The following is a 12,505-nucleotide window of genomic DNA, read 5'->3' as shown; positions in this document are numbered from 1 at the left end:
GTTAATGATATTACGGTTGTTTTTTTATATGGCGCTGTCTGGAATAGAAAAAGTCATCAACTTTCCATCATATCATCTTCTATGGGGCAATCAATGAAGCAAGAGAAAATTGAAACCAATCGGTTAATACTCAGAGCTTTTGAACTTAGTGACGCTGAGCGAGTTGCCATATTAGTTGGTGATAAGCGTGTTTCAGATATGACAGCCAATATCCCTTATCCTTATTCACTAGAAATGGCTGCTGAATGGATAAGTCTTCATAAGGATGTTTATGTCCAAAAAATCGCACTTGTTTATGCAATTGAACTGAAGGACAGTGGCGAACTTATTGGCGCGATTAGCTTTCCATCGTGGACTGATGATGAAGCGGTTCTCGGCTACTGGTTAGGGGTCGAATATTGGGGGAAAGGTTATATGGCAGAGGCTGGTACAGCGCTAATTGATTTTGCTACTGCTCAACTTGGTATCAGGAAAATAACAGCGCTGCATTTTGTCGAAAACGAACAGTCTCGTTCAGTCATTAAAAAACTAGGTCTTTCATATATTGAAAATCGATTTGATATTATCGGTGGTGAACGACGGGAAGTGTGTTGTTATGAAGGCCAAACAGAAAGAGTTGTATGAAAGATTATTAAATCTCAATAGCTTTCAGTTTTAAAGGTAATGCAAATCGGCTAACCGCGTCATAAGTGTGGTATTGATTAATTAGATCAAGGAGTGTTATATGAACATACTTATTGAGCAGGAAATAGCCCTGCATCAGCATGACATTCGCTCAAATAAAGTAAAAGCTGAAAGGTTTTTACATCCGGATTTTCGCGAAGTTGGAATATCGGGCATGTGTTTTGACTACAACAGTATTATGGCGATGATGGGAGAAGAAGAACCATCTTCACTGCGCATTCATTCTCAGGATTTTGAGTGTGTTGAGTTAGAACCAACTGTAATCTTGTTACTTTATAAATCAGCATTTATCGATGATTCAGGCGATTACAATCATTTTGCGAAGCGTTCTTCAATCTGGGTTTTAAACGGGCAGCAATGGCAAATGAAGTATCATCAGGGTACTGTGTGTGAGCCTTTTGAGATAAAAACAGAGTAGTTTAATTGCAGCCCTCGATGGTTAACTGAGTGTTCTGTGCTATAAGTTTTCACTATATTTACCCACATCCAAATATGACGTCTCCATTGTTGCCTTGCCATTTGGGATGTTGGACCATTGCTTTTGAATATAATGGGGTTTGATAATGCTTGGTAAGCCAGCGTTGGAGGTTTGGATATGGGGCTTTTAAGTACCATTTTCTGTCAACTCGGGAAAATTGACGAATAAAGGGGAGTATAGCGTAGTCTGCCAGGCTTGGGTGATTACCCATCAAGTAATCATTTTCAGTTAACCGTTGTTCTAAATGATAAGTAAACGGTTCACATTGCTGTCGGTAATTAATTTCGGCGTTGTCGTGATAACGCGCTGCAGCTTTATATTTTTCCAGCCGCGGGATGAATTCATTATCATTACGTGTTATCAGGTTTAACATACCAGGAAGCGCATTAGGCTGTTCTTGTAAAAGTAAGTTGTGTGGGTCATTCTGCTTTAGTGCCCAGATTATAATGTCTATGCTCTCATCTATTACTGATGAATCATTAAGTAGCAGTACAGGTACTGTTCCTTTGGGGGATATGGCTAACATTTCTGGAGGTATGTTGCTTATAACAACTTCTCGAAGTATTACCGGCTGTTTAGCTAGCAATAATACTAATCTTGCCCGTATGCAATAAGGACATCGCTGTAGAGAATATAGTATTGGTAGTGACATGAATTAAACCTAGAATAGTTATGACCTTAATGCCTGGGTAGTTTGAACTACGTTTATTGTGATATGGAACTTAGTTGTCTGAGATAAATAATATTAGTTGTAGGAGTATTTGGTGAAAAATGAAAGGATAAAGTTGGTTCCGCCTTCATTAGAGCTCGTTAATCAGATGCTCGAAGCTATTCTTGAGAGCCAGATGGAGCTGGAGCAATATCTTACCTGGGTTCCCAATACATTGACGTTGGAAGGTGCAACCCAAAGCATGGAAGAAGCAATTGATAATTTTACGCATTTTAATGCCTCGCTCCGTTTTTTTATCATCCATCAAGTAACCGGACGCTTGTTGGGCGCGGTTGGTTTAATTATCCGCGATAAATCGGTGCCATATTTTGAGGTTGGCTACTGGTTGAGAACTTCTGAGTTGGGTAATGGCTACGTTACAGAGGCTATCGTTCTACTTGAAAAGTATGCTTTTGATGAACTGGAAGCAATTGTAATGAATGAGCGCAGGTTGCCATCTGGTCAGTTAAGTAATACTGCTGTTTATCGTAAACTCAGTTTAGACTTGCATCAGTAAATTTCACAATTAGGAGAAAATAGTGGTTGTCAGACTTGAAACAGAACGCTTGGTTTTGCGGCAATGGAGGTTGTCTGATTACGCACCATTTGCAGCAATGACTGCAAACCCTAAAGTAATGAGGTTCTTTCCATCTGTTTTATCAAGGGAAGAAAGTGATCAAGTTGCGAATAAAATTGAATCTTTAATAGCCCAAAAAGGTTGGGGATTTTGGGCTGTTGAGCTTAAAAAAACGTCAGAGTTTATAGGCTTTGTTGGATTGCATTATCAAGATCAAGCTATACCTGATGCCCCTTTTGTCGAGATTGGCTGGCGACTTTCCGAAAAACATTGGGGGTTAGGGTATGCACCGGAAGCGGCAAACGAAGCGATGAGGTTTGCGTTTGATATACTCAATGAGTCCGCAGTTTATGCGTTTACAACACTTCAAAATGTGCCGTCCCGGAAGGTTATGTCGAAGATAGGTATGATGGATACTAATATGAACTTCAATCATCCGGCTTTGGACGCCGAACATCCATTGAGCCGCCACTGCTTGTACAAAATCACAGATGATATGTGGCGAAAATCAATGTCAGGTAGTTTGGCGAATGAATAAGATACTTGCGTCTGGATCCTCCTTTGAGCATAGAAAGGAGAACTTAGAGTAAAAAAACGCCTTGTAACAGTAACAAGGCGGTTTTTATTTTCAGCGTTAAATTAGAAGAAGCATCAAGCTATTTTTATCCAAGGGCCCCATTGGCCTGATTTTTCAGGATCGTCACCCTTTGTCCAATGTTTTGCTTCATAGGTAACCCCGTTGACGACAACACGATCACCAGTGTTATACGGTTTATTCGCGTCCCAGCTGTTTGGGTTCGGATTTGGGTTTGGACCTGGAGTCGGTTCAACTTTATCTACAACACGCACCTCAGGCCACCCAGGGTGAGACTCATAGACATTGGTTATACATTTCTCGTAGTCACCCGGAATCAATGCAGAATAAGCAGTTTGGTAGGCAACCAGCTTACATTCAAACGACTTACCTTCAGGACGATCAGCATGATGTGTCCAGTCACCATCCCAGTTGGTGTATAGAACATCTGTGGCACCTTCAAGGTTCAGGCTTCCATACGGCGTTTGTTGCCAGCAAGTGTTCTTTTCGTCGGCTTCAATCGGGATCTGATAGTGAGCCGCTAAGCCTTCCCAGTAACGGATACGGTTAACGGGCTGTCCTTTATTCTTGTTGTGTTCACCACACTCGATACCACCGTTAATGATGTTAATGGTGGTGCCAAAGCCATAACCTATACCAGCATCGATTTCACGCTGCGAAGGTTTCCAGGTTCTATCTATTACATGTAGCATGGCAGGTTTTGGTGCCTGAGGAGTCAGGAAGAACCAGATAGCAGAAGCAAGGTTCAGCCAGGAATCGGCTACACGGCCTGGATCGTTCAGCAATACTGATGCGTCGCCATCGAACATGACCTCAGAGAAAGGCCCGTAGTTGAAGTGATAAGATAGCTGCTTCGCACCTCGGCCAAAATAGCCCTGACCGGCAGCACAAGGCCAACGTTTGTTTTGCCAGTCATTCTGACCGCAGCCTGTTGTATAACCAACCTGACCTTCAGACCAACCCATTTCGCGAACGTGTACCAGTGCCTGTTGCCATTCCTCTAAACCTAACGGGTTATCCCATACGTTATCCTTCGCTATATGACCACCTGTTTCCTGTGCGAAATGCGCAAATGCAGTGACGATAGATTTTTTACAGATTGCATCGGAATCCCTGCCATCGGTGTACTCGCCGCAGAATGCCGGGAATTTACCGATGGCGCGCAGAAAGCGAGTATATGTGTATTCCGGCGCTGCCATTTGAGTCAAGAAGTCCCACTCTGATTGGGAAAAGACTCGTTCAGCGCGTTTAACGTTATTTGGGTTGCTTGCAAGGCCTGGTTCAATGGCTTCAACAACACTGTTTGGACTAGTTACCAGGGCTTTTGCCCAGATCGCATACATAGGGTCGGAAGTTTTAGCTTTTTCTGAGGCTTCAACGTCAGCGCGTGAAACTATGTATCCAGTGGGGTTTTGAGGATCTGGTTGGGGATTCATTGCAAAGCTGTTGGCAGCTAAGGTGCAACCTATCAGTGTTGTTAGTACTCCTAGCTTAAACATGAGAGAAACTCCTTGTTATTTTGAGGTTTCCGGCAATCTGCCAGAATTCAGATGTCCCACGCTTTGACAGTACAATGCCAACTTAAGAAAGCCGCTAGAGGCAGTGATATACGAAGGAGTATGATGTATCCCAGCTCAGTAAATGGTTACAGATAAAGGGAAAAACCATCGTATTTTGCACAATAGCCATTGTTGTCAGCGAAACTGTCTAACAAAAACCAGCGCAGCAGGTTGACTATAAAATGTTCGTCAAGGTTGGCTCAACGATAATTTCTCAGAGAGAATTATCTATTTAATCAACAAGATCTAGTTTAATCATCTGATTTCTTCATATTATTGGAGCTTAAACTTATTCTTGGTCTGTATGGATCGTAAATTCAGGATTAAAATCTAAATTGTAGCCTGATGAGAAGTGAAAGTATCTGCGAGGCACTTCAAAGCATTGAAGTAACTATCTCAGGGGGAGGTTATATTCCTGGAAGATATATAACGATTTAAAATATAAAATAAAGAGTTTGAAAGTTTGCTAATTGGAGAAAATGAAAATAACGATTAGTTATTGTATTTAAATTAGTGATCTACGACAAGGATGAAATATATGAATGGGGCAGTTTTTTATTTTCAGGAAGAATAGAATGGAATCTATAGTATATATAATAGAGTTCAGGGACCTGGCTTGAGATGAAAAGAGTTATCCAGTTTCTGCTTTTATTTTTCGCTCTGGTAACAGGTTGTGGAGCGTACTTCAAAACTGAGCTGACACAGCTTTATCATACGGTTCGTTTATTTGATGAAGATGTGATTGTCAGTAATTTTTCCAACATGCAAAAAATTGCTCCGACTAAAACCGTCAAGCGTTCTGGTGATGTATCTAAATTTGGCCAGCAACACCGCTTATTACCCCCTTATTTTTCTTATAACGGTAAATATGTAGAAACCGATCGCTGGCTGAAAGAGACAAACACAACAGCAATGATAGTGCTTAAAGCTAATGATATCAGCTATGAAGAGTATTACCTGGGGACTGGTGAATTTGATTATCGGATTTCATGGTCAGTAGCTAAGTCATTTCTGAGTGCCATTTTTGGTATTGCGGTAGATGAGGGGGTGATTGCAGATCTTGATACTCCGGTAACTGATTTTGTTCCAGAACTCATTGGCTCGGGTTATGAAGGTGTTAGTATCAAGAACGTGTTACAGATGTCGAGTGGCATTTACTTCAATGAAGATTATGGAGACTTCTTTAGTGATATTAACCGGATGGGACGTATTCTTGCTCTTGGTGGCAGCTTCGACGAGTTTGCGACAACTCTAACCCGATACCATGAGCAGGGGACATACATGCACTATGTCAGTATCGATACACATGTACTTGGTATGGTGTTGCGAGCGGCGACAGGTCGTGAGTTCGTTGATTACTTTAATGAAAAGTTATGGTCGAAGCTCAAGACAGAGCGGGATGCCATCTATATTACAGATAGTGTGGGCGAACCTATGGTACTGGGCGGACTTAATCTAATCAGCCGTGACTACCTGCGACTGGGTAAGCTGTATCGCGATGATGGCAGTCTGGACGGAAAACAGATTATTCCCGCACATTGGATTGAGGAGAGTATTACCCCGGATGCGCCACATCTAATACCTGGCCCGAGGAATAATGCTAAAACCCATTTTGGTTACGGCTACCAGTGGTGGATCCCTGAAAATGCTGATGAAGAATTCATGGCAATTGGTATTTATGGGCAATATATCTACATCAATCGAAAAGCTGATGTTGTGATTGTAAAAAACAGCGCAGATCTTCGCTTCATGGAAAATAATTATGAAAGCATGGATTATGCGGTTGCTGCTTTCAGGGGAATAGCTTACTCAGTAGCTGAAAATGCAACGACTAACTAACCTTTTAGTAATACTGTGTTTGCGATTAAGAGCGCCGTTCTTATTTTCCTGAGAATCCACTGAATAAGCCGGAATATCGTATTACACTTTGCTGATATATTTTATTAGCCGTAATCGAGAATCCCAATGAAAAAAATAACAAGTTTACTTGTTGAGCTAGATAAGCTTAAGTCTGTTTATCGGATGACTTACCTTTCGGATATCTCCCGAACTGAAAACTCTGCAGAGCATAGCTGGCACCTGGCGGTCGCTCTTATGGCACTGAAGGATTTTATACCTGAAACCGTCGATATTGATCACGCGATTAAAATGGCTTTGTTGCACGATGTGTGCGAAATCGGAGCCGGAGACATTTCTGTTTATGACCCGAAGCGTGGTGAAAAAGCAAAAGAAGAAGCTGAGTTTATGCAGGCTTTTGCGGAACGTCATGATGCCTTTGGTAAAGAAGCGTCTGCAATGTGGTATGAATATGAAGAACAGGTGACGGCAGAAAGTCGCTGGGTGAAGGTGGTCGACCGCTTATTGCCTTTTATTCTGAATCTGGCAACCGAAGGTAAGCGCTGGCAGGAGCAGGGCATTGCACGCAGTCAGGTGTTGGGTATTAATCACTGTATTGAAGAAATTGCACCTGAGTTATTTGAATGGATGAAGCGTGAGATTGATGAGGCTGTTAAAAACGGCTGGCTGAAAGATGCCTGATCACAGTACCAGAGTAAGGGAACTCATCTTTGCTTTTCTTTTACAGATGATATGTTATTGATTCTAATTAACTTAAGGTGAAACCTGAGGACGATCGCAAATCTCATCTGCTCTTTCTTGAGCAAAGCAATTAAAAGTAATAAGTCAGTCTGAATGCTGTACATTGAGGCTGAAAAAGAAAGGCTCACAAAAAATAAGAAGGATGAAATGTATAAGAAGGCGTTGACGTTGGCTGTCATAGTAGCACTTGCAGGTTGTGATACGCCTGCAGATCAAAAACTCACAAATAGTGACGTTCAGGAGCGTCAGGTTCAGGAAAATCTGACTCAGGAAAAGATAGGGCAGGCTCTGAAATACCCGACAACAAAACAAGTTGAGGTGGTTGATGAGTACTTCGGCACTAAAGTTGCGGATCCGTATCGTTGGCTTGAAGACGATATGAGCGAGGAAACAGCGAAATGGGTTGAGTCACAAAACAAAGTCACATTCGATTATCTGTCACACATTCCTTACCGCGAGCAGATTGAAGCACGCCTCACAAAGTTGATGGATTACGAAAAGGTCGGCCAGCCGTTTAAAGAAGGTAAGTATACCTATTTCTATAAAAATGACGGGCTGCAAAACCAGTATGTGCTTTATCGTCAGCTCGGTGATGGTAAAGAGGAGGTTTTCCTGGATCCGAATTTATTCAGCGAAGACGGAACGACGTCTTTGGCCGGAACCAGTTTCTCGAAAGATGGCTTCCTGATGGCTTATCAGATATCGGAAGGAGGTAGTGACTGGCGTAAAGTTATTGTGTTGGATACTGAAACTAAAAAGCAGGTCGGAGAAGTGCTGGTTGACGTCAAATTCAGCGAACTTTCCTGGCTGGGCAATGAAGGATTCTATTATTCCAGTTATGACAAACCGCAAGGCAGTGAACTGTCGGCAAAGACTGATCAGCATAAGCTTTATTATCACAAGTTAGGTACTCGCCAGAGTGAAGATAAGCTGATTTTTGGCGGTACTGAAGAGCAGAAGCACCGCTACGTGCAGGGATACACAAGTGAAGATGATCGTTATCTGGCAATATCGGCAAGTGTTTCGACTTCCGGTAATAAGTTGTATCTGAAAGATCTGAACAAACCGGATAGCCCGCTGATCACTGTGCTTGATGATACGAAGTCTGATACTTATGTGGTTGAAAATCAGGATTCAAAATTGTATCTGGTCACTAACCTGGATTCACCATATAAGCGACTGGTTAGTGTCGACGCCACGACCCCGACACCGGATAACTGGCAGGATGTTATTCCTGAAACTGATAGTGTGTTGAATGTTTCTACCGCTGGCGGTTATTTCTTTGCTCAGTATGAAGTCGATGCTGTTTCCAAAGTGAAGCAGTATGACATGGACGGTAAGCTGATCCGAGAGATTCAGTTGCCAGGTTTGGGGACTGCCAGCGGTTTTTATGGTGAGAAAGAAGACAAAGAGATTTACTACACTTTCACGAACTTCAAGACTCCGGGAACAACTTACAGTCTCGATGTAAATAATGGTGAAAGTCAGGTTTACTATAAGTCAGCAGCACCGTTCAATGCTGACGACTACCAGTCTCAACAGGTTTTCTATGCCTCAAAAGACGGTACGAAAGTACCGATGACGCTCACCTATAAGAAAGGCACGCCTCTGGACGGCACTACACCAACCATACTGTACGGCTATGGTGGCTTTAATGTCAGCCTGACACCATGGTTCAGTCCGACACGTGCCGCATGGATGGAGATGGGAGGTATCTATGCTGTTGCGAATATCCGTGGTGGTGGTGAATACGGTAAAGAGTGGCATAAAGCAGGTACTCAGCTGCATAAACAGAATGTCTTTGATGATTTTATTGCGGCAGCGCAGTATTTGATTGCTGAGGGGTATACTTCCAGTGAGAAGCTGGCAATTAACGGTGGTTCTAATGGTGGCTTACTGGTGGGAGCGGCGATGACGCAGCGTCCGGATTTGTTTAAGGTCGCCATTCCTTCTGTCGGTGTACTGGATATGCTTCGTTACCATACCTTCACTGCTGGTGCAGGCTGGGCCTATGACTATGGTACAGCTGAACAGAGTAAAGAGATGTTTGGTTACCTCAAAGCTTATTCACCTGTTCATAATGTAAAAGCTGGGATCCAATATCCTGCAACGCTTGTAACAACAGGCGATCATGATGACCGTGTAGTTCCTGCACATTCATATAAGTTTGCTGCTGAGCTGCAATCGAAACAAGCGGGGATTAATCCGACATTGATTCGTATCGAAACCAATGCAGGTCACGGCGCAGGCACGCCTACCAGTAAGATTATCGAACAATATGCCGATATATACAGCTTTACGTTGTATAACATGGGTGTTCAAAAGATTTAATATTTTCGAGTAATTTAATAATTAAGCGCAGCCAACAGGCTGCGCTTTTTTAGTGAATTTTTGATAAATGTAAACCTGAATCGCATTTTGATGTTATTTCAGTCAGTTTCATTGACTCACCTATGAATCGTCAGTAAATTGACGTCGATTAGAGTTATTACTCGAGGTTGTGCCTGGTGAAAAGAAACGGATTTACATTAATAGAGCTGGTTGTAGTGATCGTTGTGCTGGGTATTTTAGCGGTTACGGGGGCTCCTCGATTTTTAAACTTGCAAAGTGATGCGCGTAATTCGGCTTTAAAAGGATTGAAAGGTGCCGTCAAAGCCGGCCTCGAGGTGGGGTACGGAAAAATGACCATGGCTGGTTTAGAGAGTGTTCCTTACATTATTAATAAAGGTCAGGGCGAGCATGCGGATGCTGTGAGAGTAATTCCGATTAAGGGGTGCGAAGGAAACGCGAAACACTTATGTATTTTCCGCTACGGTTATCCTGAAGCAAATTTCTATACGATTACCACATTAGTTGATGGTATTAACAAAAACTATCAGCAAGATAAAGATTGGGGTATAACGAAGGTAACAGCCGAAGATAATGTAATTATTATCACGGATACATCGAACCTTGATTACACCAGTGAACCTCCGAAACTGGTGAATAATAACTGTTACCTCCGCTATACAGATGCGACTCTAAATAGTCATACTTACCGTGTCGATATTATTCCATGTCAATAATCTAGAATGCTCTTCAGGTGCGGCTTTGAATCGTTATTTATATGAGCACTCAAATTGATACAAAGGAGTTCCCGTTTTGAAGGGCCTTTTGCTAGTGAAAAACTTTTCTCCTTCCTTCTTCGTTCTCTCGCATGAATAAATATCTGATTGAAGTTATGGTTTTGTTTTGATGTTTTACCCATTTTAGTCAAGTAATAAATGACATTTAGGTTTACACTCAAAGTAGATGTTATGTGCTCTTAGTAACTAGTGATGGTGTATAACTCATGGCTAATACTGGCATTAAGCGTATTCCCAATATATTAACGACGATGCGGATGTTTCTGACAATACCGATATGTTGGTTCATCCTGGAAGAACGCTACGGGATTGTTTTAGTACTTGCTTTTATCGCCGGGATTAGCGATGGACTTGATGGCTGGCTGGCACGCAAACTCAATGCTCCGAGCGTCTATGGTTCGATTGCTGATCCGGCTTCCGATAAGGTCATGCTGGTCACTACTTATGTTACTTTCGCTTATGTGGGCCTGCTGTCTTGGTGGATCGCTGTAGTTGTTGTTATAAGGGATCTGGTTATTGTCAGTGGTGCTGTGACTTATTATTTTCTGTTTGGTCGATATGAAATGGCTCCTAGTTTTTGGGGTAAAGCCAGTACCGGTGTGCAGATCGTTTTTGCTTTGATGCTGTTGACCCAACAGGTCTTTCCTGTATTTCCTTCTTTTAGCTTACAAGCAGGGCTGTGGCTTGTGATCGTCCTGGCATGTATCAGCGGTGGTCATTATGTTTATGTGTGGAGTAGGAAGGCTCTGGTAGCGAAAAGGAAATAATGCCTTTGCTCATGCATTTGAGCTAAATTTGTACCTTGCTCGCATTGTTTGAGTGCAAGAGAGGTGTTGCTATTTATTTCTGGAAGTGCTGTTGTAAATATTGTTTTATATTAAATGATTAGGTACTGCTGAAATTATTCATACTACAATTGACTTTGCCAATTGATAGTTAAAAAAGGATGAAAACGATGAATAATATTGCTGGTGGCTGGACGCCTTATTCCACAAATATTGATGACGAGATGCGACATGTTTTCGACCAGGCAATGGAAGGATTGTTGGGTGTTAGTTACGAACCTTTCGCTGCATCTACCCAGATTGTTGCCGGCGTAAATTACCACTTCTTATGTAATGCAAAAGTGGCTGATCGTGAGGGTACAGAGTACGCAGTTATGGTTAGTATTTGCGAGCTGATTAACGCCAAACCGGTCATTAATGAAATTCACAAAATTTAGCTGAAACGTATTTTGTATATTTGTATATGGAGTGAGGCTGAGTAACAAAAAGTTACTCAGCCTTTTTTAGTTATGCTTGTCCTGGTTTCGTTCTGGTTGGGTTCCAGCCCATTGCATTGTAAACATGGTAGCGCGCGATACCGATATATTCATGAACTGCAAAATCGGTAATGGCGATGTTATAGGAAAGCGGCAATGTTGACGGGATGGCGTCAAGGTAATCAGCGCGTACCGCGATTGGGTTGATACCAAAGTGAGCGAAGTAAATCAGGCTTCGGCGCAAATGGATACCGGAAGATACCAAAACAACCTTATCGGCTTTTTCCTGTCGTAGCATTGTGCTGGTAAATTGAGCATTTTGCCATGTGTTCATGCTGTTAGGTTCAGGGATGATGTCATCTTTTAAAATACCCAGTTGAACCAATGTCTCTTGGTAAATCAGAGCCTCTGGAGAGCCGTTATATTTAGCATCACCGCCACTGATGATGATCTTACAATTAGCACCGGATTTCTTACAATCGTTATAAAGAGCGGCGGATTCGAAAAGGCGACCGAATGAAAACATTCCGGGTTCGATATTCTCTGTCTGGGCAATTTTTTCAGTACCGGCACCAAGTAGGACAATGGCGTTTTGTTTGCTCCATTGAATGGTTGGTTTCTTGTCATAGGGTGATTGTAGGTTATCTAACAGATAAGCCGGTACAAAGCCACAGCCTACAGCCAGAAAGAAAAGGGCTGATAAGGTGTACAACGTGGTACTTGTTTTACGCCATTTAAGTAAGCTGAAGGCTGTTGCAATGGTGATCACAAGAATAAGAAAGGTGATAATCATATGGTTTCTCGGGATTTATTATTTTGTTATTTATTTTAAGGGCGCGACAATAGCAAATCTGCTACTTAGAGGCGACTTTTAGTCATTTGAGCAACGGGAAGACAGACCAGTTTCAAGGTGTGTTCT

12 protein-coding genes and 1 pseudogene are annotated in these 12,505 nt (G+C 42.2%); 10 read left to right on the top strand and 3 right to left on the bottom strand.

The features are described 5' to 3' along the window. Positions 1–93: 93 nt before the first annotated feature. Positions 94–624, top strand: coding sequence for a GNAT family N-acetyltransferase (locus Q0852_RS17520; protein WP_299020118.1), 531 nt, complete (start codon positions 94–96; stop codon positions 622–624). Between the two features lie 100 nt (positions 625–724). Beyond that, positions 725–1,102: a nuclear transport factor 2 family protein gene (locus tag Q0852_RS17515; RefSeq protein WP_299020116.1), complete on the top strand. Its 378-nt coding sequence runs from the start codon at positions 725–727 to the stop codon at positions 1,100–1,102. A 58-nt stretch (positions 1,103–1,160) separates the two neighbouring features. On the opposite strand, the gene Q0852_RS17510 is transcribed toward Q0852_RS17515, so the two are convergent. Then, positions 1,161–1,814: a glutathione S-transferase gene (locus Q0852_RS17510; protein ID WP_299020114.1), complete on the bottom strand. Its 654-nt coding sequence runs from the start codon at positions 1,812–1,814 to the stop codon at positions 1,161–1,163. Positions 1,815–1,926: 112 nt separating this feature from the next. On the opposite strand from Q0852_RS17510, the gene Q0852_RS17505 reads away from it, so the two are divergent. Together Q0852_RS17505 and Q0852_RS17500 are read left to right on the top strand one after the other, a co-directional pair. Then, the gene (locus Q0852_RS17505; protein ID WP_299020112.1) at positions 1,927–2,388 is read left to right on the top strand and encodes a GNAT family N-acetyltransferase; all 462 of its coding nucleotides are present in this window, start codon (positions 1,927–1,929) and stop codon (positions 2,386–2,388) included. Between the two features lie 22 nt (positions 2,389–2,410). Continuing rightward, complete coding sequence (locus Q0852_RS17500) at positions 2,411–2,986, top strand: GNAT family N-acetyltransferase (protein ID WP_299020110.1); 576 nt, start codon at positions 2,411–2,413, stop codon at positions 2,984–2,986. Between the two features lie 116 nt (positions 2,987–3,102). On the opposite strand, the pseudogene Q0852_RS17495 reads toward Q0852_RS17500, so the two are convergent. Then, positions 3,103–4,542 (bottom strand): annotated as a pseudogene (locus Q0852_RS17495) (chitinase); the annotation flags it as partial. Positions 4,543–5,223: 681 nt separating this feature from the next. On the opposite strand from Q0852_RS17495, the gene Q0852_RS17490 reads away from it, so the two are divergent. The 6 genes from Q0852_RS17490 to Q0852_RS17465 all read left to right on the top strand — a co-directional run bounded on the left by Q0852_RS17490 (position 5,224) and on the right by Q0852_RS17465 (position 11,547). Beyond that, positions 5,224–6,441: a serine hydrolase gene (locus tag Q0852_RS17490; protein WP_299020108.1), complete on the top strand. Its 1,218-nt coding sequence runs from the start codon at positions 5,224–5,226 to the stop codon at positions 6,439–6,441. A 126-nt stretch (positions 6,442–6,567) separates the two neighbouring features. Beyond that, positions 6,568–7,140 (top strand): HD family hydrolase, encoded by a 573-nt coding sequence (locus Q0852_RS17485; RefSeq protein ID WP_299020106.1) that lies wholly within the window; start codon positions 6,568–6,570, stop codon positions 7,138–7,140. 207 nt (positions 7,141–7,347) lie between these two features. Beyond that, entirely contained in the window at positions 7,348–9,531 is a 2,184-nt protein-coding gene (locus Q0852_RS17480; protein ID WP_299020104.1) for a prolyl oligopeptidase family serine peptidase, read from the top strand. A gap of 176 nt (positions 9,532–9,707) precedes the next feature. Next, positions 9,708–10,265: a prepilin-type N-terminal cleavage/methylation domain-containing protein gene (locus Q0852_RS17475; protein ID WP_299020103.1), complete on the top strand. Its 558-nt coding sequence runs from the start codon at positions 9,708–9,710 to the stop codon at positions 10,263–10,265. 266 nt (positions 10,266–10,531) lie between these two features. Continuing rightward, positions 10,532–11,092 (top strand): CDP-alcohol phosphatidyltransferase family protein, encoded by a 561-nt coding sequence (locus Q0852_RS17470; protein WP_299020101.1) that lies wholly within the window; start codon positions 10,532–10,534, stop codon positions 11,090–11,092. Positions 11,093–11,280: 188 nt separating this feature from the next. Beyond that, a complete protein-coding gene (locus Q0852_RS17465; protein ID WP_299020099.1) occupies positions 11,281–11,547 on the top strand; it encodes a hypothetical protein in 267 nt (88 codons plus the stop codon). Positions 11,548–11,617: 70 nt separating this feature from the next. Here Q0852_RS17465 and Q0852_RS17460 read toward each other — a convergent pair whose 3' ends face one another. Then, positions 11,618–12,379, bottom strand: a complete 762-nt coding sequence (locus Q0852_RS17460; protein ID WP_299020097.1) for a YdcF family protein — start codon at positions 12,377–12,379, stop codon at positions 11,618–11,620. Between the last annotated feature and the right edge of the window lie 126 nt (positions 12,380–12,505).

Origin of the sequence: uncultured Photobacterium sp. (genome assembly GCF_947502415.1) — a bacterium.
In the GTDB taxonomy this organism is placed as follows: domain Bacteria; phylum Pseudomonadota; class Gammaproteobacteria; order Enterobacterales; family Vibrionaceae; genus Photobacterium.
The sequence above is the reverse complement of the archived record's forward strand: the minus strand, read 5'-3'. Positions and strand labels throughout refer to the sequence as shown.

Bases quoted from the DNA above. Each gene is read 5' to 3' on its own strand.
- Q0852_RS17480 (WP_299020104.1), top strand. From the start codon at position 7,348: ATGTATAAGAAGGCGTTGACGTTGGCTGTCATAGTAGCACTTGCAGGT.
- Q0852_RS17460 (WP_299020097.1), bottom strand. From the start codon at position 12,379: ATGATTATCACCTTTCTTATTCTTGTGATCACCATTGCAACAGCCTTC.
- Q0852_RS17470 (WP_299020101.1), top strand. From the start codon at position 10,532: ATGGCTAATACTGGCATTAAGCGTATTCCCAATATATTAACGACGATG.
- Q0852_RS17465 (WP_299020099.1), top strand. From the start codon at position 11,281: ATGAATAATATTGCTGGTGGCTGGACGCCTTATTCCACAAATATTGAT.
- Q0852_RS17485 (WP_299020106.1), top strand. From the start codon at position 6,568: ATGAAAAAAATAACAAGTTTACTTGTTGAGCTAGATAAGCTTAAGTCT.
- Q0852_RS17515 (WP_299020116.1), top strand. From the start codon at position 725: ATGAACATACTTATTGAGCAGGAAATAGCCCTGCATCAGCATGACATT.
- Q0852_RS17490 (WP_299020108.1), top strand. From the start codon at position 5,224: ATGAAAAGAGTTATCCAGTTTCTGCTTTTATTTTTCGCTCTGGTAACA.
- Q0852_RS17510 (WP_299020114.1), bottom strand. From the start codon at position 1,814: ATGTCACTACCAATACTATATTCTCTACAGCGATGTCCTTATTGCATA.
- Q0852_RS17520 (WP_299020118.1), top strand. From the start codon at position 94: ATGAAGCAAGAGAAAATTGAAACCAATCGGTTAATACTCAGAGCTTTT.